General features: G+C 61.0%; 18 protein-coding genes. 12 read left to right on the top strand and 6 right to left on the bottom strand.

The window, feature by feature from the left end; translation table 11 throughout:
* Positions 1–614: 614 nt before the first annotated feature.
* The 8 genes from flgB to WG78_RS07370 all read left to right on the top strand — a co-directional run bounded on the left by flgB (position 615) and on the right by WG78_RS07370 (position 7,113).
* Entirely contained in the window at positions 615–1,028 is a 414-nt protein-coding gene (gene flgB, locus WG78_RS07405; RefSeq protein ID WP_053937162.1) for a flagellar basal body rod protein FlgB, read from the top strand.
* 13 nt (positions 1,029–1,041) lie between these two features.
* Positions 1,042–1,455, top strand: a complete 414-nt coding sequence (flgC, locus tag WG78_RS07400; protein WP_053937161.1) for a flagellar basal body rod protein FlgC — start codon at positions 1,042–1,044, stop codon at positions 1,453–1,455.
* Between the two features lie 23 nt (positions 1,456–1,478).
* A complete protein-coding gene (locus WG78_RS07395) occupies positions 1,479–2,219 on the top strand; it encodes a flagellar hook assembly protein FlgD (RefSeq protein ID WP_053937160.1) in 741 nt (246 codons plus the stop codon).
* 100 nt (positions 2,220–2,319) lie between these two features.
* A complete protein-coding gene (gene flgE, locus WG78_RS07390; RefSeq protein WP_053937159.1) occupies positions 2,320–3,642 on the top strand; it encodes a flagellar hook protein FlgE in 1,323 nt (440 codons plus the stop codon).
* Positions 3,643–3,693: 51 nt separating this feature from the next.
* Positions 3,694–4,431: a flagellar basal-body rod protein FlgF gene (gene flgF, locus WG78_RS07385; protein ID WP_053937158.1), complete on the top strand. Its 738-nt coding sequence runs from the start codon at positions 3,694–3,696 to the stop codon at positions 4,429–4,431.
* Positions 4,432–4,488: 57 nt separating this feature from the next.
* Complete coding sequence (flgG, locus tag WG78_RS07380) at positions 4,489–5,274, top strand: flagellar basal-body rod protein FlgG (protein ID WP_053937157.1); 786 nt, start codon at positions 4,489–4,491, stop codon at positions 5,272–5,274.
* Between the two features lie 22 nt (positions 5,275–5,296).
* Positions 5,297–5,983 carry a flagellar basal body L-ring protein FlgH gene (locus WG78_RS07375; RefSeq protein ID WP_053937156.1) on the top strand — a complete coding sequence of 229 codons (687 nt, stop codon included), beginning with the start codon at positions 5,297–5,299 and terminating at the stop codon, positions 5,981–5,983.
* Positions 5,984–6,006: 23 nt separating this feature from the next.
* Positions 6,007–7,113, top strand: a complete 1,107-nt coding sequence (locus WG78_RS07370) for a flagellar basal body P-ring protein FlgI (RefSeq protein WP_053937155.1) — start codon at positions 6,007–6,009, stop codon at positions 7,111–7,113.
* A 166-nt stretch (positions 7,114–7,279) separates the two neighbouring features.
* Here WG78_RS07370 and WG78_RS07365 read toward each other — a convergent pair whose 3' ends face one another.
* Positions 7,280–7,828, bottom strand: a complete 549-nt coding sequence (locus tag WG78_RS07365; protein ID WP_053937154.1) for an NADPH-dependent FMN reductase — start codon at positions 7,826–7,828, stop codon at positions 7,280–7,282.
* Between the two features lie 578 nt (positions 7,829–8,406).
* Between WG78_RS07365 and WG78_RS07360 the strand changes: the two genes are divergently transcribed.
* The 3 genes from WG78_RS07360 to malQ all read left to right on the top strand — a co-directional run bounded on the left by WG78_RS07360 (position 8,407) and on the right by malQ (position 13,032).
* The gene (locus WG78_RS07360) at positions 8,407–9,420 is read left to right on the top strand and encodes a hypothetical protein (RefSeq protein WP_053937153.1); all 1,014 of its coding nucleotides are present in this window, start codon (positions 8,407–8,409) and stop codon (positions 9,418–9,420) included.
* 34 nt (positions 9,421–9,454) lie between these two features.
* Complete coding sequence (locus WG78_RS07355) at positions 9,455–10,777, top strand: cation:proton antiporter (RefSeq protein WP_083458847.1); 1,323 nt, start codon at positions 9,455–9,457, stop codon at positions 10,775–10,777.
* Between the two features lie 206 nt (positions 10,778–10,983).
* Positions 10,984–13,032, top strand: a complete 2,049-nt coding sequence (gene malQ, locus WG78_RS07350; RefSeq protein ID WP_161805081.1) for a 4-alpha-glucanotransferase — start codon at positions 10,984–10,986, stop codon at positions 13,030–13,032.
* 189 nt (positions 13,033–13,221) lie between these two features.
* Here malQ and maeA read toward each other — a convergent pair whose 3' ends face one another.
* From maeA to lplT, 5 genes are all read right to left on the bottom strand, one after another.
* Positions 13,222–14,916: an oxaloacetate-decarboxylating malate dehydrogenase gene (gene maeA / locus WG78_RS07345; RefSeq protein WP_053937150.1), complete on the bottom strand. Its 1,695-nt coding sequence runs from the start codon at positions 14,914–14,916 to the stop codon at positions 13,222–13,224.
* A gap of 172 nt (positions 14,917–15,088) precedes the next feature.
* Positions 15,089–15,688: a bactofilin family protein gene (locus WG78_RS07340; protein WP_053937149.1), complete on the bottom strand. Its 600-nt coding sequence runs from the start codon at positions 15,686–15,688 to the stop codon at positions 15,089–15,091.
* 446 nt (positions 15,689–16,134) lie between these two features.
* The gene (locus WG78_RS07335; RefSeq protein ID WP_053937171.1) at positions 16,135–19,251 is read right to left on the bottom strand and encodes an efflux RND transporter permease subunit; all 3,117 of its coding nucleotides are present in this window, start codon (positions 19,249–19,251) and stop codon (positions 16,135–16,137) included.
* Positions 19,252–19,310: 59 nt separating this feature from the next.
* A complete protein-coding gene (locus WG78_RS07330) occupies positions 19,311–20,453 on the bottom strand; it encodes an efflux RND transporter periplasmic adaptor subunit (protein WP_053937148.1) in 1,143 nt (380 codons plus the stop codon).
* Complete coding sequence (lplT, locus tag WG78_RS07325) at positions 20,446–21,738, bottom strand: lysophospholipid transporter LplT (RefSeq protein ID WP_053937147.1); 1,293 nt, start codon at positions 21,736–21,738, stop codon at positions 20,446–20,448. Before lplT ends, WG78_RS07330 begins: the two co-directional genes overlap by 8 nt.
* Positions 21,739–22,142: 404 nt before the next feature.
* Between lplT and WG78_RS07320 the strand changes: the two genes are divergently transcribed.
* Positions 22,143–22,814: a DedA family protein gene (locus tag WG78_RS07320; protein WP_053937146.1), complete on the top strand. Its 672-nt coding sequence runs from the start codon at positions 22,143–22,145 to the stop codon at positions 22,812–22,814.
* Positions 22,815–22,847: the final 33 nt, after the last annotated feature.

The raw sequence follows: 22,847 nt of genomic DNA, 5'->3' as shown, positions 1-22,847 counted from the left end.
GCGCATCAGTGAAGCGATCAGCACGCGCTGCAGCCGTTCACTGTCACGGCCCAGCCGCCACGCCCACCCGACGTTGCGCAGCAACGAGGCAACCCCGCGTGCAAAACCCCAACCATTTCCTGAGCGGGCGAAGGTAGGCGACGCGCAGCGGCGCCGACTGAGCCTCGCGTCCGCGGAGCGGCAGCTACAAAACCCGGTTATGCAGACGGTTAGTCTCGGCTTTTGACCTTATCCCTTCTGCGCAGCTTTACCGCGCGGAGGGTCGCCTTTCTTTTGCTTACTTTTCTTTGGCGAGACAAAGAAAAGTAAGGTGCTCCCGGGCACCCCCGGGTATCCAAAATGCGCCGCAGGCTAAGCGGTTTAGGTTTATCCCGCAAAGCGGAACACTTCATCAACCTCCGCATAACCCCGGTAGCCAGCCGCCAATATCCGGCAACACCAGCTCCGCGCCCAACCACCCGCCGCAATGGCGAGTTCTTGCCACCTACCACCGGCAAATCTTGCCGACCGCCCTTTGCCGCATTCGCAAAGCCAGAATTTTCCTAGCCATATCAATAAGATAATTCCTGGCATGCTTCATGCTTCTCTACGCACAAACGGAAAGGAGCAACACGATGGCCGTCGGCATGATGGATCAATACCTGGACAAACAAGCCACCGCAATGAAACTGCGCGGCTACCGCCAGGACGTGCTCGCCAGCAATATCGCCAACTCCGATACCCCCAACTACAAAGCGCGCGATTTTGATTTCCAGAGCGCCTACCAGGCCGCCGTCGCCAACAACGGCAAAAGCACCGCCTCGCTGGCCACCACCGATACGCGCCATCTGCAACCGCGTAACCAGGTGGACCTGTTTGCGCCCACGCTGCAATACCGCACCGAAACACAACCATCGATCGACGGTAACACCGTCGACATGAACGTCGAAATGCGTGACTTCGCCGACAACACCTTGCGCTCCGAGGCGTCGATCACGTTTATGCAAAACGCAATTTCCAGCTATCGCGCCGCTTTGTCGTCGCAATAACGGGGTGTAAATCATGGGTATGTTTCGCACTTTTGATATCGCCGCCTCGGCCATGACCGCCCAGTCGATGCGACTGAATGTGGTGGCCAGCAATATGGCCAATGCCGATTCGGTCACCAGCTCCAACGGTCAGCCGTATCGCGCCAAACAAGTGGTGTTTCAGGCTTCCGCCATCGCCACGGAAAACGGCGCGGGCGTGGGCGTTAAAGTGCGCAACGTGGTCGAGGATCAATCCCCGCCGCGCCTGCAATACGATCCGCACAACCCGCTGGCGGATGGCAACGGTTACGTGGCCATGCCCAATGTGAATGTGGTGGAAGAAATGACCAATATGTTGTCGGCGTCGCGGGCGTACCAGACCAATGCCGATGTGATGAATACCGCCAAAACGCTGGTGCAACGCACGTTGCAACTGGGTACGGCTTAAGTCTTGTCCGGGAGACACCAATCATGACCAGTTCCGTGAGCAGCAAGTCGTTTGACTTCAGCAGCCTGAACAGCACCAGCGCCACGTCGTCGGGCGCCAGCGGTTCGGCGGCCGCGCAAGCCGCCACCGACCAGCAAAACCAGTTTCTGAAATTGCTGGTCACCCAGCTGCAGAACCAGGACCCCACCAACCCGATGGATAGCGCGCAGACCACGTCGCAACTGGCACAGATCAGCACCGTGACCAGCCTGGCGCAAGTCAACGCCAATCTGCAGTCGCTGCTGTCGTCCAGCACGTCGGGCCAGTCGCTGCAAGCCGCCAGCCTGATCGGCAAGGCCGTGCTGGCGCCCACCAAGAGCTCGTTTACGTTTGATGGCACCAACCCGATCAGCGCCTCGGTGGATGTCCCGACCGGCACGCAAAGCATGACGGTGCAGGTGGTCAACAGCAGCGGTTCGGTGGTGGATACCTTCACCAGCACCCCGACTGCCGGCCAGATGAACGACATCGAATGGGACGGCACCGACGCCAACGGCAACAAGCTGGCCAAGGGCGAATACAAGCTGGTGGCCAAGGGTACGGACTCCAGCGGCACCACCAACAGCCTGACCGTGGATGGCTGGCAACAAGCCACCAGCGTGGTGCTCGGTTCCAGCGGCATTCAGGTCACGCTGGGTGACGGCAGCAAAGTGAATCTCAGCGACATCAAACAGATCGCGGCAATCCCGTCGAGCAGTTCGAGCACCAGCTCAACCTCGTCCTGATTGCAACAACCCATAAAACACGGCCTTTAAATACTGATTGATTTGATGCCCGGGGAGGGCAAATCCAGCGCGGCCCACGTACTGGATTCAGGAGAACACCATGGGTTTCCAGCAAGGTCTTAGCGGTCTGAATGCGTCGTCCAAAAACCTGGACGTGGTCGGCAACAACATCGCCAACGCCAACACGGTTGGCTTCAAGCAATCGCGCGCCGAGTTCGCCGATATTTACGCCTCCACCTTTGCGTCGTCGTCCAACGTGGCCGGTATCGGTACCCGTATCAAGGACATCGCGCAGCAATACGGCCAGGGCAACGTTGAAACCACCAGCAACCCGCTGGACGTCGCCATTACCGGCAACGGGTTTTTCCGGATGCAAAGCGCGGCCGGTTCGATTTCGTATTCGCGCAACGGGCAGTTCCAGCTGGATAACACCGGCTTTATCGTCAACAACGGCCAGTACCTGACCGGTTGGCCCGTCAGCGCCACCACCGGCGCGCTGATCAAAGGCGGCACGCCGCAACCGTTGCAAGTCACCGTCGGTAATATCGGCGCACGCGCCACCGGCGGTTCGGGCACCGCCAACGCCGGTTTGTCGCTGACCACCAACCTGAACGCGTCGTCGCCGGTGATCAGCCGCGCTGCATCGCCCGCAGGCGTGGGCCCGCTGTCGATCAGCGATCCGGCCACGTATACCAGCACCACCACCGCCACCGTTTACGATGCGCAAGGTGTGTCGCACAACCTGTCGTTCTATTTCACCAAAGTGGCGGCCAACCAGTGGGAAGTGCAAACCTCGTTTGACGGTGGCACCCCCACCCCCACCGGCGCGGGCGGCACCAATGGTTATCTGATGTTTACCGGCAACGGCGCGCTGGACGCGACCACCGTGCCGACTGATCCCTTGACCGGCACCGCCGCCAGCAACGTATCGGGCTTTACTTTCTCCACCACGCTGACCGCGCCCAACGGCGCCACCAGCCCATTTACCTTTGCCGTCACCTTTCCGAAAAGCACGCAGTTTGGTAGCCCGTTTGACGTCACCGCGCTGACGCAAGATGGCTACGCCGACGGCACCATCACCGGTTTGTCGATTGGTTCGGATGGCGTGGTGGTGGGCAACTACTCCAACGGCCAGACCAAAAACATCGGCCAGATCGTGCTGGCGTCGTTCGAAAACAATCAGGGCCTGCAGCCGCTGGGCGACAACCGCTGGTCTTCGACCTTTGCCTCGGGCCAGCCGATTATTGGCGACCCCAACACCGGCAACCTGGGTTCGCTGCAATCGTCGGCGGTGGAAGATTCCAACGTCGATCTGACCAATGAACTGGTCAACCTGATTACCGCGCAACGTAACTACCAGGCCAACGCGCAGACGATCAAGGCGCAGGACACCATCCTGCAAACCATCGTTAACCTGGCGTAATTAACGCACTGACCCGCTGACCCAACCCACTGACACAGGCAAACGTAACGCATGGATCGGCTTATTTATGTGTCTATGACCGGGGCCAAACAGGCCATGAACCGGCAAGCCACCGTCTCGAACAACCTGGCCAATGTCTCTACGCCAGGTTTCCGGGCCGATCTGGATGCGTTTCGCGCCGTGCCGGTGCTGGGCGGCGGTGAACCCACGCGCGCCTTTGTGGTGGCGCAAACCACCGGGCAAGACTTTACCCCGGGCGTTGAACAATTTACCGGCCGCGATCTGGATGCAGCCATCGATGGCGATGGCTGGTTTACCGTGCAGACCAGCACCGGCGAGGCCTACACCCGCAACGGCGGTTTCGAGATCGACGCCGCCGGTTTGCTTAAAACGCGCAATGGTTTAACCGTGCTGGGCACCAATGGCCCGATCACCGTGCCGGAAAACACCAATGTGTCGTTTGGCTCGGATGGCACCGTCACCGGCGTGCCGCGCGACAACCCGGCCAATACCATTGATCTGGGCCAGCTCAAGCTGGTTAACCCGGCCACCAATCTGATTGCCAAAGGCAGCGATGGCTTGTTTCGCCAGCGCGACGGCCAGCCGGCGCAAGCGGACGCCAACGTCAAAGTACAAGGCTCTTCGCTGGAAAACAGCAACGTGAACGCGGTGTCGGAACTGGTCAACATGATCAGCGCGCAACGCCATTACGACCTGCAAGTGCAGATGATCCAGAACGAAGACACCAACGCGCGCTCGGCCGCGACGTTGATCCAGTTCAGCAGCTAAGCGCGCTGGCCTGCCGATAACAACTAAACCAACAATCGCCAACGAGGAAACCGCACCATGATGCGTTCACTGTGGATCGCCAAGACGGGCATGGATGCCATGCAGACCAACGTCGACGTGATCTCGCATAACCTCGCCAACGTGGCCACCACCGGTTACAAACGCGAACGTCCGATTTTTGAAGATCTGCTGTATCAAAACCTGCGCCAGCCCGGCGCGGCCACCAGCCAGACTTCGCAATCGCCCACCGGCCTGCAACTGGGTACCGGTGTGCGCCCGGTGGCGACGGCGCGAATTTTTGCGCAGGGTAATTTGCAACTGACCGAAGGCCAGCTGGATATCGCGATCAATGGCGCGGGTTTCTTCCAGATTGCGCAGCCCGATGGCACCACGGCGTATACGCGCGACGGTTCGTTCCAGCTGGATAACCAGGGCAATGTGGTCACCGCCAACGGCCTTGCGCTGCAACCGGCCTTGCAGGTGCCGGCGGGCACCACCTCCCTGTCGATCGGCAAAGACGGCACGGTTACCGCCGTGGTCAATAACGCGTCGAATGCGCCGGTCACGCTGGGCACCATCCAACTGGCCACGTTTATCAACGACCCCGGTTTGCAAGCCATCGGCGACAACCTGTATCTGGAAACCAATGCCTCCGGCGCGCCCACCGTGGGCACGCCGGGCACCAACGGCCTGGGCGCAATCAACCAGGGGTATATCGAAACCTCCAACGTCAACGTCACCGAAGAGCTGGTCAACATGATCCAGGCGCAGCGCGCTTATGAAATCAACAGCCGCTCGGTGCAGACGTCGGATCAGATGTTGCAAAAGCTCACGCAGTTGTAATTGTCGTCGTAGAGGAAAGCTCATGAACGCCATCGTCCGCCTTGGCCTGCTGGCCAGCACCGCCGCCTTGCTGGCCGCGTGCTCGTCGGCGCCGACCACCACGATCATCACCGCGCCCACCACCGTGCGGCCCGAGCCCGGTCTGCAGGCCAATTACAATCAGGGCGCGATTTTTCAGTCGGCCAATTCGCGCCAGTTGTTTGAAGAACGCGTGGCGCGCCATATTGGCGATCTGCTCACCATTACGATTTCGGAAAACCTGAACGCAGCCAACAAGGTGAACACCGCCAGCGAACGCAATGGCAGCCTTACCTTGAACGGCAGCGGCACCTTGCCGGTTATCCCTGGCTTTCTGCGATCGTTCTTGAGCAGCGGCGCGGCCACCGCCTCGGGCGACAACAAATTTACCGGCACGGGCCAAGCCAATAACACCAATACCTTTACCGGCGCGATTACCGTCACCGTCACTGACGTGTTGTCCAACGGCAATCTGCAAGTCGGTGGCGAAAAACAGATCGGCATAGGCGGGCATGTCAATACGCTGCGCTTGACGGGCGTGGTTAACCCCACCGATATCGCCGCGGGCAACACCATTGCATCGACCAAAGTGGGTGATGCGCGCATCGAACAACTGGGCGTGGGCACCATCGCCGACGCCAACACCATGGGCTGGATGCAGCGTTTATTCCAGAGCGTCAGCCCGTTCTAAGCGTTTTAAGGAAGTAGATCATCATGCGGCTTTTGCGATTGAGCGGTGTAGCGCTGGCGTTGGTGTTCAGCGTGGCGTCTTTGACGGCCCGCGCCGACAAGATCCGGGATATCGCCACCTTTGCCGGCGTGCGCCCCAACCAGTTGATCGGCTACGGCCTGGTGGTGGGCCTGGATGGCAGTGGCGACCAGACCACGCAAACGCCGTTTACCGTGCAGTCGGTGGTGAACATGCTCAACAACCTGGGCGTGCAAGTGCCCAGCGGCGGCAATCTGCAGCTAAAAAACGTGGCGGCGGTGACGGTGACGGCTTCCTTGCCCGCGTTTTCGCGGCCGGGCCAGCCGCTTGATATCACGGTGTCGTCGATTGGTAACGCCAAATCGTTGCGCGGCGGCACGCTGGTAATGACGCCGCTGAAGGGCGTGGATAACCAGATTTACGCGATGGCGCAGGGCAATGTACTGGTGGCGGGCGCGGGCGCTTCGGCGGGTGGTTCCAGCACCACCATCAACCAGCTGGCCACCGGCCGTATCCCCGGCGGCGCCACCGTGGAACGTGCGGTGCCGGGCGGCGTGGGGCAGGGCGATTTTGTGCAGCTGGAATTGCTGGAAACCAACTTTACGGTCGCCAACCATGTGGTCACCGCAATCAATAGCGCGTTTGGCCCAGTGGCGTCGGCCATGGATGGCCGGGTTATCCAGATTCGCGCGCCCGAAGACACCAATCAGCGCGTCACCTTTTTAAGCCGGCTGGAAACGCTGGATGTGGCCCCCGCTGATGTGGCTGCACGCGTGATCATCAATGCGCGTACGGGTTCGGTGGTGATGAACCAGGCGGTAACGGTGGACCCATGCGCGATTTCGCACGGCAACCTGACCGTAACCATCAACGCGATCAATACCGTGGTGCAACCACCGCCGCTGTCGGGGGGCCGCACCGCGCGCAACACCAATGCCGATATCCAGATTGATGCGGACAAAGGCCCGATTGTGCGGCTACCCAAGGCATCCAACTTGCGCGACGTAGTGCGCGCGCTCAATGCCGTCGGCGCGACGCCGCAGGACTTGCTGGCGATTCTGCAAGCGATGAAAGCGGCCGGCAGCCTCAAAGCCGACCTGCAGATCATCTAATAGGGTGGGTCTGGACTCACCATTCAAAGCCGCGCAATCGAGCCACATGTCTCGAAATACCACTTTGATTGGTGGTTTTTGACCCACCCTGCAAAGCCGCGTAATCGAGCTACATGTCTCGAGATGCCACTTTGATTGGTGGGTCATGACCCACCCTATAAGCCCTCTATTTAAAGCGCTTTACCCAGCCCTCGAACGCTTCTACGTACTTGCGCAAGAACTGCTCGGTGCGCTCGGTGGGCTGATCATTCTCATCAAACATCTGCCCCGCGCCGCCCAGATAGGCCTCGGGTTGTTGCAGCACCAGCACATCCAGGAACACCAGCGACTGGCGCAGATGATGGTTGGCGCCAAAGCCGCCAATTGCGCCGGGCGATACGCTGATCACCCCACCGGGCTTACCGCTGAAGCCGCTCTTGCCATACGGCCGCGAACCCACATCAATTGCGTTCTTCAATACGCCCGGCACCGAGCGGTTGTATTCCGGCGTGATAAACAGCACGGCCTCGGCCGCATGCAACTTCTCGCGAAACGTTACCCACGGTGCAGGCGGCTCGTCGCCATCGATGTCCTCGTTGTACAGCGGCAGATCGCCGATTTCGAGAATCTGCGGTTGCAACGACGGCGGCGCCAGGTCTATCAGCGCGTGCGCGGTTTTGCGATTGAACGACGCCTTGCGCAGGCTGCCGACCAGAATTGCCACTTGATGGGCCATACGTTTTCTCCTGTGAGGGGTAAAGCGGAACAGCCTTCAGTCTAGAACATCAGCGAGTGCGATCGCGCTGCGGCATCGCTGAAAACGGGTCGCCAGTTCGATCAACCTGATTAACAGACGCTGTGCCGCCATGCCTCGGGGCGGCTGCGGTGCGGCAAGATTGCATACCGCCGGAACGCAGTGACCGGCGCGTACCGTGTGTACGTGAGGATCACGCGTACCGCCGGGATGCGCGCTTGCCCGCCGCAGCCGGCCCCACGCTGTGGGACTGCACCTACCGCGAATTCCTCACACCCCGCACCAGAATCGCGCGTGCGCACTGACAGGCGCAAACCCGCGCCCAGCCTACGATGCAAGCACTGGATAAGACATTGCAACCGTGCGATGTCACCGAAACTCACCGCAGGGAGAATCATCATGGGCAAGTATTTTCTGGCATGGCTGCTGGGCGTTCCGTTTACCGTTTTGCTGCTGGTCTATTTTCTGTTTCATCTCTAAGACGATGAAGCCCCGCACCACGCCCGCGCTGTCATCAGCCGGGCGTATTGCGTTTCAACGGTCCACGCAGGAGCAAGATCATGAGTCATATCACGCTGGATGTCGCCACCGAGCCGGTGATGGTGGATGCCGAGGGCGGCGCGCTCAAGCGCACACGTTGGGGCGCAGCCCTGGCGGGCGTTGCGGTCGCGCTGGCGGTGCAGTTGTTTTTTAGTTTGCTGGGCGCGGGGATCGGCTTCTCGCTGCTGAATATGGCCGCGCGCAATGGCGACAGCCTGAATGGCGCAGGCTTGGGTTCGATTTTGTGGTGGACGGTGTCCAGCGTGATTTCGCTGGTGCTGGGCGGCTGGACCGCTGCACGCCTGTCCGGCACGGTGCATAAACAAGACGGCGCATTGCATGGCGTACTGGTCTGGGCCATTACCACCTTGCTGGGTGCGTTTTTGTTTGTGTCAACGCTGGGCGCCGTGGCGCATGGTGTGGGTGTGGGTGTCACCGCTGCAGCAGCGGGCGCCGCTGGCGCTAGCCAGAGCGATACGCCCGCGTTTGTGCAGCGTCAGGTGCAAGGTTTGCTCGGTGGCAATGCCGCCCAATCCAGCGATGCCCAGGCCGCCAAAGCCGCAGTGAGCGATGAGCAAGTCCGTACCGCCGCCGCCCGTTTGCTGGCCGATGATGCCGGTTCGGAAGCCTATGCCGCCGACCGCGCGCAACTGGTGCAAACGCTGTCGCAACGTACCGGCCAGACGCCGACGCAAGCGGATCAGCAAGTCAGCCGTTGGGAAGGCCAACTGACCCAAGCGCGCCAGCAAGTGCAACAAGCGGCACAGACCGCCTCGAAGACGGCCGCGCAAGCGTCGCTGTGGGGTGCGTTTGGTCTGCTGTTGGGCGCTTTGGCCGGCATGCTGGGCGGGATTGCCGGCGTGCGCCCTGAAGCTGAAATCACCATTCGCCGTAGCAATGGCCCGGCGCACGCTGATCGCGTCGTGGTCAACGATCCGGTGGTGAATGCGCGTAATGCCGCGGGCACGCTGTCTGAGCCAGTGGTGACCGATCACGTGCACGCCAGCAGCGTGCGCACCGATCCTCGACTGTGACCCCACTGACCCCCTCTGGAGCAAAAGCCACCTTATGGAATCTTTAACCGTCTGGTGGCTTTTAATTGGGGGGTCGCTGTTGTTTATGGTGGTGATCGGCAGCTCGCTAAAGCGACTGCCGATCAGTACCGCCACGCTGTATCTGATCCTCGGGATTGTGGCCGGGCCGACTGGCTTTAACCTGATCCGGCTGCATCCGTCTCATCACGCGCACATGCTGCAACTGGCTTGCGAAGTGGCGCTGATCCTCTCGCTGTTTTCGGCGGGCCTCAAATTACGTTTACCGTTTACAGATCCGCGTTGGCGCATTGCGCTGCGGCTGGCTTTGCCCACGCTGGTGTTGTCGATTGTGCTGATGGCGCTGGTGTGCGTGTTTGCGCTGGGCATGGATCTGGCCTCGGCGCTGCTGCTGGGCGCGATGCTGGCGCCGACTGATCCGGCCTTGGCCTCCGAAGTGACCGTCCAAAACCCCGGTGATAAAGATGCCGTGCGTTTTAGCCTGACCGGCGAGGCAGGCATGAATGATGGCGTGGCCATGCCGTTTGTGGTGCTGGCGCTGGCGTTTCTGTTGCCCGGCAAAAATCCCGGGCTGTGGTCATGGTTTGGCATGGATATCGTCTGGGGCATGTTGGGCGGCGTCGGTGTCGGCCTGGTGCTGGGTACGCTGGTGGGCCGCGGTATTCCCTATCTGCGTCTGCGCCGCGCCGCGATGGGCCTGGATGAGTTTGTCGCGCTGGGCACCATTTTTATGGCCTACGGCCTGGCGCAGGTGTGCGAGTGCAATGGTTTTCTGGCCGTGTTTGCCGCGGGCGTGGCCTTGCGCCGCATCGAGCATCGCCATAGCAGCGGTCGCGGCCCGGAAGAAGCGGTGGGCGCGGTGGAAGTGGGCAACGAAGAAGACGCCGCCAGCCATCCGGAAAAAGCCCCGGCATGGTTGGCGTTAAAGGTGTTGGTGTTTAATGAACAGCTGGAACACATGGCGGAATTTGCCATGGTGTTTTTGATTGGCTGTTTGTTGAGTGCCGGGTTCTGGTCCTGGCCTGCTTTGCTGCCCGCTTTTTTGCTGTTTGTGGTGGTGCGGCCGCTGTCGGTGTGGCTGGGTTTGATCGGCACCGGCGTGAATCCGGTGCAGGCGCGGTTGATTGAATGGTTTGGCATACGCGGCGTCAGCTCGCTGTTTTATATCAGCTACGCCATCAATGCCGGTTTGCCCGGCCCGCTGGGCGAGCGCATGGCCAGCATCATCCTCACCACCGTGGCGATTTCGATCGTGGCGCATGGGCTGTCGGCCACGCCGCTGGCGTGGTTGTATGAGCGCTACCAGAACCGCCGCATCGCCGCGGGACGGCAACCCTAGGCTTGCCAAATCCCGGACCTTGGCCACCGACCTGTCGGTCGATTCCTGCACGCCACGGGGTGGATGGCGGATGGTGAGACTTGGCTCACACTCGTTAGCATTCAAACAAATGCTTAAGGGGCTGCCCGATGGATCCATTTTTCTCCCACCCGCCCCAGGCGCTTGACGCCGGACTCGAACAACTCGCTCTTGCTGCCGGTATCCAGATGCGGTGGGAAGACATACTCGGCCGCATTCATACGCCGGATGCCGATGTGCTACGCAATGTATTTGGCCGCCTCGGTTTGCCGTGCGCCACGTCCGAGCAGGCCGCCGACACGGCACGCGCCTTGCGCGAACGTGCTGAGCGCGCCACCAATCCGTGGTTTACCGCCACCGTGGCGCGACCGCTGGTGGTGCCCGCGTCGGCCTTTGATGCGGGCCAGCATTATCTGATCGACATGGAAGGCGCGGGCCAGTTGAGCGGCACGCTGCAGCACGACCACGCGGGCCGCATCGTCACCGAACTGATGCCGTCCACGCCCGGCTATCACCAACTCCATATCGGCGATCGCTGTTACACGCTGGCCGTTGCGCCGGAACGCTGCTGGACGGTGCAGGACGCGCAACATCTGGTCGGGCTGGATCGACGTCAACTGCGCGCCACGGCGGCGCAGTTGTATGGCTTACGCGCCGAACGCGGCACGCAAGGCGGGCTGGGTACGTATACCGCACTGGCCACGCTGGCCCAACAAGCCACGCGCGCCGGTCTGCACGGCGTGTTGCTGAGCCCGCTGCATGCGATGTTTGCCAGCCAGCCCACGCAATTCAGCCCGTATTCGCCCTCCAGTCGGCTGGCCTTTAACGATTTGTATGTCGACCTGGAAGCGGGCTTTGGCGCGGAATTGTTTGCCGCCACCATCACGCCCGAATTGCATGCCGAACTGACCGCCTTGTCGCAGCTGGATCAACTGGACTGGCCGCGTGCGGCCGTGGCCAAGCGCGCGCTGGCGCAAGCCTTGTTTGAACGCGCCAGCACGCTGCGCGACAGCGCCTTGTGGCAAGCATTTTTACGCTTTGAAGCCGCGCCGCCGCTGTCGCTGTTGCATCACGCCTGGTACGAGGCCATCCAGCACACGTTGCTGATCCAGACCGGCGATCCGGCCATGCATCACTGGAAAAACTGGCCCGAGCATCTGCGCGATCTGGAGCACCCCGGCGTGCAGACCTTTGTGGCCGAGCAAGCGCGGCTGGTGCAATGGCATCTGTTTATGCAGTGGCTGGCGCTGACGCAATACACGGCCGCGCGTAACGCCGCCAAAGCAATGCCGCTGGGCCTGATGGTGGATCTGGCCGTGGGTTCTGATCCGGCCGGCAGCCACGCCTGGAGCCGGCAACACGATATGTTGCACGGCTTGTCGCTGGGCGCGCCGCCGGACGATTACAACATGCAGGGCCAAAGCTGGGGCCTGACCACCTTGTCGCCGATCAAGCTGCAAGAACGCGGCTTTGGCGCGTATGTGGAATTGCTGCGCGCCAATATGCACGCCAGCGCCATCCGCATCGACCACGCCGCCGGGCTGGGGCGGTTGTGGCTGGTGCCGGATGGCTCGCCTGCGGGGGCCGGCGTTTATCTGCGCATGCCCTTGCCCGATCTGGCGCGGCTGGTGGCGCTGGAATCGGCCCGGCAGCAATGCGTGGTGATCGGTGAAGACCTGGGCACGGTGGAAGACGAACTACGCCATGCCTTGGCCGATGTGGGCGTGCCGGGCTTGCAGCCCTTGCTGTTCCAACGCCGCGACAACCAGTTTGTGCCGCCCTCGCAATGGCGACGCAACGCAGTGGCGGTGTCGTCCACGCACGATATGGCGCCGTTGGCAGGCTGGTGGCATGGCCGCGATCTGCATGCGCGGCTGGAAGCCGGTTTGATCAGCGATCTGGCCGCCGCCGAACAAGAGCGCGAGCAGGAACGTCAGCAGATGGCGCAGATGTTGCGCCTGGCGGGCACGGGCTTTGGCGCCGGGCCGGAAGGGACGCAAATCCCCGAAGATGGCGCGGCGCTGGTGGACGCGGCATTAACCGCCGTGGCCGCGACGCCCAGCCCGCTGGCGCTGGCGCCGCTGGAAGATTTGCTGGCGCTGGAGGAAGAACAGAACCTGCCGGGCACGATTAACGAATACCCCAACTGGCGCATCCGGCTACCAGTGCCGGTGGAGCGGGTGTTTGATGAGGCCAGCGTGCAGCAGCGCATTCTGGGGTGGTTGAACAAGGCGTAAGGCGCAGCGACTACGCATAGGGTGGGTCATGACCCACCAACCAAAGTGGTACGCCAAGCTCACCAATCTTGGCGTGCGTATTTGACTGGTGGGTCGAGATTCACCAACCAAAGTGGTATGCCAAGCTCGCTATTCTTGGCATGCGGCTTTGAATGGTGGGTCGAGACCCACCCTATGCAGTTGTTTTTTTTACGCGACGACGGGGTAGACGCGGCGCATCGCGCGGTAGTGCGGGGCCCAGATCTTGCGTTGCACACGCAGCGCCACGGGGGTGCCGTCGTCCTGCGCCAGGCCATCCCGGATGGCCTGTTCGCCGACTGCCACCGCCACGCGCCGAGCCACTTCGCGCAAGGTGTTGATCGGCGGCAGCAGACCATGATCGCTGCCACCGGCCGGGCGCAATTCCGCTAATGCCTGCGCCGCCGCCAGCAACATGCCATCCGACAACGCAGACGCTTTAACCGCCACCGCGCCCAGGGCCAGGCCGGGGAAGGCATAGGCGTTGTTGCTTTGGGTAATCACGCGCTGTTGGCCATTGATGGTGACCGGCGCAAACGGACTGCCGGTGCCGACCAATGCTTTGCCCTCGGTCCAGGCCAGCAAATCGGCCGGGATGGCTTCGCAATGACTGCCGGGGTTAGACAGCGGCAGAATCACTGGTTGCTGACAGTGTTGCGCCATGCTGCGCACGCTGGCTTCGTCAAACGCGCCCGCCTGGCCGGAGGTGCCGATCAACACGCTGGGGTGCACCGCGTCGATCACCTGGCGCAGGGTGATCATCGCGCCGCCTTCGCGGTAGTCAGGCCATTCGCTGGCCGCGCGCGCAAACGGGTTGGTCGGGTCGTTAATCAACAAGCCCTCGCGGTCGATCAGCCAGACGCGCGCATGCGCCTGATCGGACGTCAGGCCCTGTTGCATCAGGCTAACCACCAACAGGCGCGCGATACCGGTGCCCGCAGCGCCTGCGCCGAAGATCACGATGCGTTGCTCCGCCAGCCTGGCGTGCAGCGTTTGCAGCGCGCTGAGCATTGTCGCCAATGCCACCACGGCAGTGCCCTGAATGTTGTTACTGAACATGCACAAATCACCGCGTCGCCGCGCCAACACGCGGCGCGCATCGGCATGCGCCAGGTTTTCCCATTGCACCACCACATGTGGCCAACGCTCGCGCACGGTATCAATCAGGTGGTCGATCAGGGCTTCACGCTGCGCGCCACGCACGCGCGCATGCCGCCAGCCGACGTAGAGCGGGTCTTCCAGACAAGCCGGATTGTCGGTGCCAAGGTCGAGCAGAATCGGCAGCACGGTGGCGGGGTCGAGGCCCGCGCAGGCGCTGTGCAGCGATGCCGCGCCGATCGACATCGCCATGGCGTTGGCGCCTTGGTCACCGAGGCCGGCGACGTGTTCGCCGTCGCTGATGACGATGGTTTCAATCTGGTCCAGATGCGGCTGCGACAGCATGCGCGCCATCTGCGCGCGTTGCGGATAGCCAAGGAACAAGCCGCGCGGACGGCGGTAATGGCGGCTGAAATGTCTGCTGGCGTGGGCCACGGTCGGCACGTGCACCACAGGCAGCCATTCTTCGAGGTCGGTGGTCAGGATGGCGTAGAACAGCGCTTCGTTGCTGTCCTGGATTTCGCGCAAAAACACCTGCCTGCTGACGTGGTCGGGCATGGCGCGTAATGCTTCGATGCGACGCGTAACCTGTTCTTGCAAAGTGGCGATATGGGGTGGCAATAAACCATGCAAATCAAATTCGCTGCGCTCGGCGTCGGAAAACGCGGTGCCTTTGTTCAACAGTGGGTCAGCCAATAGTTGATACCCGGCCAGCGCGGTTTCGATGGTTTCATGGACGGGGGCAGAAAAGGGGGCGGGGTTGTTCATGGCACTCCTTGCGGGCGTACTGCCCTGGCGATGAACTGGGCAGGGTATTCGTAAGCAAGGTTGCTGATTTTGATAATGATCAAGTCCACACGAAAAAAAACGGATAAGCCTGGGGCTGGCTTATCCGTGAAGCGTGCTGGACAACACAAATGATTGAACGAGTCAGTAAGCTTTATCCCGCCGCGCTGAGCAGCGGTTTGACGTTGCTGATGCGGTCATCGTTAAAACGCGCTTCGGACAGCGTTTCCACTTCGCCCGAAATGGCGCCGCCCGATTCGATCAGCAATTTGCCGTAGCGAATCTTGCCTTTAACGCGGCCGGTGGCATGAATGATCAACTGATCGCGTGCGGTCAGTTCGCCTTCAAACACGCCGTAGATTTCAGCGACATCAATGCCCACTTTGCCGCTGAACGAGCCGCCTTCGGCAATCCGGATGACGCGGCTGTCCATGGTGGCCTCCACGCGGCCTTCCACCACCAGCGTGTCGCAATCGAGAATTTCTGCGCCTTTCAGTTTGACGTCCGGGCCGACAATCAGACGGCTGCCGCTGGGCTCAACGGCCGGAGCGTGGGTCTCGGTCACGGGCGACTCCGCCACGCTGGAGGCCGCAGCCGGGCTGGAGGTGGCGCTGCTGGCGCTGGTTTCCGCAGGAAACGGTTCGGCGCTGAGCGGCGGCGCCGGATACACGCCCGGGCTGCCTGTACGCACGCCGTGGCGCTCGCTGATGCTGTTGCCGGGCGTCTTGAGAATGGGGCTTTGCTTGGAAAACATGGGTACTCCTTGGATTACGCGCGACCTGCGGTGTGTGCCGCGTCTGCTCACGTTATTGCAAGGGGCGTGCCAGCTTGCCAAAGCTGAATGTTTTCAAGGGCTTGTGCGGTGGGTTTGCCGCTGATCGGGCATGAACGGCGTAAAAGCGTCGCCGTATGGCAACAAGTACGCGAGCTGATTGCGTTATATGTTTGTTTTAAAAGAAAAAAGCGCTGTCCCGAAATAACGACAGCGCCCGCTTGAAAGTGTGATGTGTAGGGTGCGTTACCCCCCAAGGGGGCAACGCACATTTTGGGGCCAAAGGCCCCGGTCCCATGCGGGACCCTCCCGTGCCTCGTGGCCTAACCGAACTGTGCGTTGCCCCCTTTGGGGGTAACGCACCCTACGCTTGATTTGCATACCGTGAAAAGGATGGGGCCCGACGGGACGTCCAGGCCCACCTTGAATCAAGCATGGGCTGCCGTGGTCTTGGCCTCATGCTTCGCACGGCGTTTGCTGGCCAGGCCGTCGAAGGTCAAAAACAGCACCGGAGTTACATATAGCGTAATCAACTGCGAAATCAGCAAGCCGCCCACAATCGCCACGCCCATGGGTTGGCGCAGTTCCGCGCCGGCGCCGATGCCCAGCGCGATCGGCAGCGCGCCCATCATCGCGGCAAACGTAGTCATCATGATTGGGCGAAAGCGCAGCTGGCACGCTTGCAAGATGGCGTCGCTGGCCGACAACCCCTGATGCCGCTGCGCTTCCAGCGCAAAGTCGATCATCATGATGGCGTTCTTTTTGACGATACCGACCAGCAGCAAGATGCCGACCATGGCAATAAAGGTCAGCTCCAGATTGCACACGCGCAGGGCCAGCAGCGCGCCCACCGACGCGGATGGAATACCGGCCAGAATGGTCACCGGGTGGATCCACGATTCATACAGCACGCCCAGCACCACGTAGATGACGGCAATGGCGATCAGGATCAGCCAGATCTGGCTGCCTTGCGATTGCTTGTACACCGCCGCGTCGCCCTGGAAATCACCGGACACATAATCCGGCATACCGATTTTTGCGCGCGCGTTATCGATGGCGGTGGCGGCATCGGAGAGCGATGCGCCGGCGGTCAGGTTAAACGAGATGGTCACCGCGGGCAGTTGGCCTTGATGGTTAACCGCGCTGTTGACCTTGGTGCGTTCGATATGGCCCAAGGCCAGCAGAGGCACCAGTGCGCCGGTGCTGCTGCGCACTTTCAGCTTGTCGAGGCCCGATTCGTCGTAGCGGTTTTCTTGGCCAATTTCCAGAATCACTTCATAGCTGTCTTGCGGCAAATACAGCGTCGAAACCTGATGCGTGCCAAATGCGTTGTATAGCGTGTCGCGTAATGACTGCATGTCCACGCCCAACTGATTGGCCTTGTCGCGATCCACCATGAGATGCGCTTGCAAACCGTTCTTCAGCGCATCGGTGTTGACGTCTTTTAGCGAAGGCGCGGCGCGTAGCGCTGCCAGCAATTGGTCGGACCAGTGATCCAGCTCTTCCGGGTGCACCGCCTGCAGCGTGTATTGATAGCGGCTTTTGCTGCTGCGACCGCCCGTGCGCAGGTTTTGCACTGGCGAAAAATACAGCGCGATGCCGGGGATATCGGCCACGTCGCGGCGCATGTTTTGCAGCACTTGCGCCATGGGCGGACGTTGGTCGCGCGCCTTCAGATTGATAAACATACGACCGGTGTTATTGGCCGACGGGTTATTGGGCGAACTTCCGAGGCTGGACAGCAAGGTGGCCACGGCTGGGTCGGCTTGCAGTCGTTTGGCCGCCATATCCTGCAGCCGCGCCAGGCCGTCGTACGAGATGTCCTGCGCCGCCTCGGTCGTCACCTGCACCTGGCCGATGTCTTCTTCGGGGAAGAAACCCTTGGGGCTGATCTGATACAGCCAGATGGTAATGATCAGCGTGGCCAAAGCCGCCAGCAGCGCGATCCAGCGATGGCCGTTAACCACCCAATGCAAGGTGCGGTCGTAGCCTTTCAGCGTGCGGTCAAACAGCGCCTCAAAGCCGCGGCTCCAGGCGGGTGCTTTGCGGGCGGCTTCTTCGGCGTCTTCGTGCTTGATAAAGCGCGACGCCAGCAGCGGGATCAGCGTCAGCGCGGCGCAGGCCGAGGCGACGATGGCCAGCGACACCACCACGGCAAATTCGTGGAACAGCAAGCCGATGGTGCCAGGCATAAAAAAGATCGGGATAAACACGGCGATCAGCGAAATCGAAATCGAAATCACGGTAAAGCCGACTTCCTTGGCGCCGTCGATGGCGGCTTGCATCGGCGCGACGCCTTCTTCGACGTGGCGCACGATGTTTTCCAGCACCACGATGGCGTCATCCACCACAATGCCGACCGCAATGGTCAGGCCCATCAGCGAGATATTGTCGAGGCTGAAGTCAAGCGCCTTCATCAAGGCAAAAGTGGCGATCAGCGACACCGGCAGGCTTACCGACGGGATCAGCGTGGCGGTGGCGCGGCGCAGGAACAGCAGGATGACCAGCACCACCAGAAAGATGGTCAGCAGCATGGTGTAGTTGACGTCGCGGATCGCATCGCGGATCGAGATCGAGCGATCGTTCAGCACCGTCACATTGACCGAGCTGGGCATCTGCGAGCGCAAATGCGGCAGTTGCGACTTGATGGCATCGACCACGGCCACGGTATTGGCGTCGGGCTGGCGCTGGATCGACAACACAATCGAGCGCTCGCCGTTAATCCAGCTGCCGGCGTTGATGTTTTCCACGCTGTCTTGCACGGTGGCGACATCGCCCAGCCGCACCGGCAGGCCATTGCGCGTGGCGATGATGATTTGCGAGAACTGTGCGGCGTTCTTGAGCTGCTTGTTGGCTTCCAGTAGCAACATCTGGCGATGGCCATCCAGCTCGCCCACCGGCGAATTGGCGTTGGCGTTTTTCAGCGCGGTGCCCAGCTCTGCCAGGCTCATGTCATGCGCGGACAGGCGATCGGGGTCGGCTTCCACGCGCACGGCATAGCGTTTCTGGCCCAGGATGTTGACCTGCGCCACGCCGTTGATGGTGGAAATGGCGGGCGAGAGCAGGTTTTCGGCGTAATCGTCGAGGTCGGACAGGCTCATCGACGGCGAGTTGATGCCGACAAACAGAATCGGCGCATCGGCCGGATTGACCTTGCGATACGCGGGCGGCGTGGTCATATCCACCGGCAGGTTTTTGGACGCGCGAAACAGCGCGGACTGCACGTCGACCGAGGCCGCATCAATGCTGCGGCTGGGGTCGAATTCCAGCGTCATCGACAGATTGCCGGTGAGGCTGGAGCTGGTCATGACCAGCAAGCCCGGGATGGTGGAAAACTCTTTTTCCAGCGGCCGCGCCACCGAGGTGGCCATGGTCTCGGGGCTGGCGCCGGGTAGTTGCCCGGTGACGCTGATGACCGGCGAATCGTAACGGGGCAGGGCAGAAATCGGCAGGTTGAACCACGCCGCAATGCCGGTAACCACCACAGCCATCCACAGCAACAGCGTGGCAACCGGGCGTTGAATACTGAATGTCGAGATATTCACGATGACCTCGGAGGCAGGCGCGCGCAGCCGCAATGCGGCCCGGGCAGCGCCGTGCTGAGTTAGCTGTTGGCGTCTTCCGCGGCTTTAACGCCGCTGGCTTGCACTTTGACCTTGTTGCCAGGGCGCAGATTCTGGCCGCCTTCGCGCACCACATGCGCGCCGGCTGGCAGGCCGGTGACGACGGCGGTATCGCCAATCACGCGTTCCAGCTTGACGCTGGCCGAGGCCACGCTGTTATCCGGCTTGATCAGATAAACAAAGCGTTGCTCGGGACCGGTGAGGATGGCGTCGACCGGCAGGCTGAGCGCGCCTTGCAATGCGCCGGCGTCCAGCTCGACTTGCGCATACAGGCCGGGCCAGAGCGCGTGATCTTTATTGTCGAACTCGGCTTTCATGCGGATGGTGCCGGAGGTGGGGTCCACCGTGTTATCGATAAAGATCAGCTTGCCGTTGCGTTTGCCGCCGCCGGGCAAACGAATCTGCACGGGCAGCACACCGTTCTTTTGCGCGGCCACCACCGGTTGCAGGTCTTTTTCGGGCAGCGTGAATTCGGCGTCGATGGGGTCGATCTGCATGAGGGTGACCAACGGCGCGGTGGAGCCCGGCTGCACCAGGCTGCCCGGATGCACGCTGGTGGACCCCGCGCGGCCCGCAAACGGCGCGACGATGCGGCTATACGACACTTTGACGTGGCTGGTATCCAGATCGGAATTAGCGGCGGCCAGTTCGGCCTTCAGACTATCGACCGCGTTACGGCTGGTGTCGATGGCGCTGGGCGACAAGAAACCGGCTTTGGCCAGCGCCTGATTGCGTTCAAGGTCTTGCTGCGCTTTGGTGAGGTCGGATCTGGTTTTTTCGATCAGCGCCTGGTTGTGCGCCACGGTGGTCTGGTCTTCGCGCGCATCCAGCGTAAACAGCAACTGGCCCGCCGCAACCTGCTGACCTTCCTTGAAATCGACGCTGCGAATCGTGGAAGTGACTTGCGGCCGGATATCGACCTGCGTGACCGGCACGATATGGCCTTGGGCGGACAAATGCAGCGGAATATCCGACTGCGCCACTTGCGCGGCGGTGACCGGAATTGCGCTTTGTTTGGGCGCTTCAGCCGGTTTTTCGGAACACGCCGCCAGCGCGAGCGATGCGGCAATTACAGTGGCAGGCAGCAGCGCCTTGCGGCGCATCATCTTATCGTTATTAGTCATGCATGATCCCGTCGCGGACGCCACGACGGAATCGCAGCGTAATCCAAACCATCACAAGGGCTACAAACAGCCCAAAGCCGACGATGATAACGTGCATGGGTGGCATTCCGCTGACAGCGAATTGATCGCGGACCAGCGCGGTGGCGTGCGGCGGAATCGGGCCGCTTAAAAAGCGCACCAACAGGGCGTGTATGCCCACCATCACCAGGATGCCGATGTTTTCATTAAAGTTTTGTACTGCGATGGAATGACCCGCACCCATCAGCATATGGCCGCGATGCTGCAGCATGGCGTTGAGCGGCACCACAAACCAACCCGACAGCGCGCCGACAATAAACATCAGGATGGCGGCCACCAGTGGGCTGTGCACAAACAACATGCTCATCACCGATACGCCCATCAAAATGCCTGCGGGCAAGACCGAGAACGCATTCTTGAGCGCCACAAACCGGCCGGCCAGAATTGCGCCAAATGCGGTGCCGAACGCCACCACGGCAATCAGGCGGGTGGCGTGTTCCATGCTGTAGTCAAGCCAGATGATGGCCCAACTGAGCACCACCAGCCGCATCGTGGCGCCAGCACCCCAGAACAAGGTGGTAACGCCTAAAGACAACTGGCCTTGCGGGTCGCGCCATAACCGGCGCGCGCACCACCAGAATTCCTTGACCAGAAAAACCGGATCCAGATGCAGCGGTTTGAGGTGCACCTTGAGGCGCGGGATATAAACATTGAGCCACGCCGCACACAGATACAGGCCAATGATGGCGCACATTGCAAACTGCGCGGGTGACATGAAGTCGCTGGCGGCAAATTGATCGTACCAATCGCTGGCGCGATCCCCGACCAGCACGCCACCGAGCACGGTGCCGAAAATAATGGCGCCGACGGTAGCGCCTTCCAGCCAGCCATTGGCTTCGACCAGTTTTTCGTGCGGCAGATATTCAGTAATCAAGCCATATTTGGCGGGCGAATAAGCGGCTGCGCCAAAGCCGACCAGCGCGTATGCCACAATCGGCGGCGCGCCGCACAGCATGCCAATGCAACCGAGCATCTTGATGCCGTTACAGATCATCATGGCGCGGCCCTTGTGCATGGAATCGGCAAATGAACCGGCAAAAGGGGCGAGCACCACGTAGGAAACCGTAAATGACCACAGCAGCATCGACAGATGCCATTCGGGTGCGCTTTGCTCGCGCAGCAGCGCCAGCGCCGCGATAAACAGGGCGTTATCGGCCAGCGCCGACAAGAATTGCGCACCTAAAATAATAAAAAAGCCACGATCCATGCCGTGAAATGCCCTGTCCTGGAAGTCGGTAGTTCGAGAGGCCCCGCGCGCAGAGGTTGCAGCGCGGCGGCTCTAACCGGCGATTTTGATCGAAAATGGTTGACGCCCCGGTCATCGCCAGGCGGCCATGACGCACGGTTTATATCATGTTTGTACCGGCCAGGCCGATAAAAACCAGTGACGATGGGCTGGGTGTTTGCGGGAATCAATTGTTACATCGATGTTCCAATCGGCAGTGCAGGCTGGTGGTGGGCTTGGGGATGCATGCTATGATGGCAAAATCCTGGCACGGGAACACCCCGCACCAACCGCTGGCTAGCAACAAGATGGATACAAAGTCTGACTCGCAAGGCACCGCGTAACAGACGCCCTTATGGCAACGCTGGGTGGTTTGGCTATCTCTGATGGATATTCTGCAATACCTTCTTCCTGTATTTACTGATTACGGCTACGCCGCTGTATTTGCCGTGCTCGTGGTCTGCGGCTTTGGCGTTCCTATCCCTGAAGACATTACCCTGGTGGCGGGCGGCATTATCGCCGGCATGGGCTATGCCAATGAACACACGATGTTTCTGGTCGGCATGGCCGGGGTATTGTGTGGCGACGCGCTGATGTTTTTTATTGGCCGCCATTTTGGGGAGAAAGCGCTGAAATGGCGTTGGGTGGCGCATGTCATGACGCCGCAACGCTATGCCGCTGTACAAGACAAATTCCGCCGCTATGGCTATCGCGTTTTATTTGTAGCGCGCTTTCTGCCTGGCTTGCGCACTCCCATTTATTTATCGGCCGGTATGTCGCGCTGCGTACCGTTCTGGCGCTTTTTGCTGGCAGATGGTCTGGCCGCGTTGATTAGCGTGCCGATCTGGGTTTATCTGGGCTATTACGGCGCCTATAACCGTGACTGGCTGCAGCACGCCATCGAGAAAGGCCAGACCGGCATGTGGTTTTTGCTGGCGGGCCTGGCCACGTTCAGCCTGATCTGGTACGTGCGGCATCGCCGGGCGCATCATCAGCATGGCCCGGTTAAACCTGGCGAAAAACTGCTTTGCGACAAGGTGCGTGAAAACTCCAAGTGACGTACGCGCCGGATGCGGCTTTAATGCCGCGCA

Origin of the sequence: Amantichitinum ursilacus (genome assembly GCF_001294205.1) — a bacterium.
GTDB lineage: Bacteria > Pseudomonadota > Gammaproteobacteria > Burkholderiales > Chitinibacteraceae > Amantichitinum > Amantichitinum ursilacus.
This window is presented reverse-complemented; position numbering and strand designations above follow the sequence as displayed.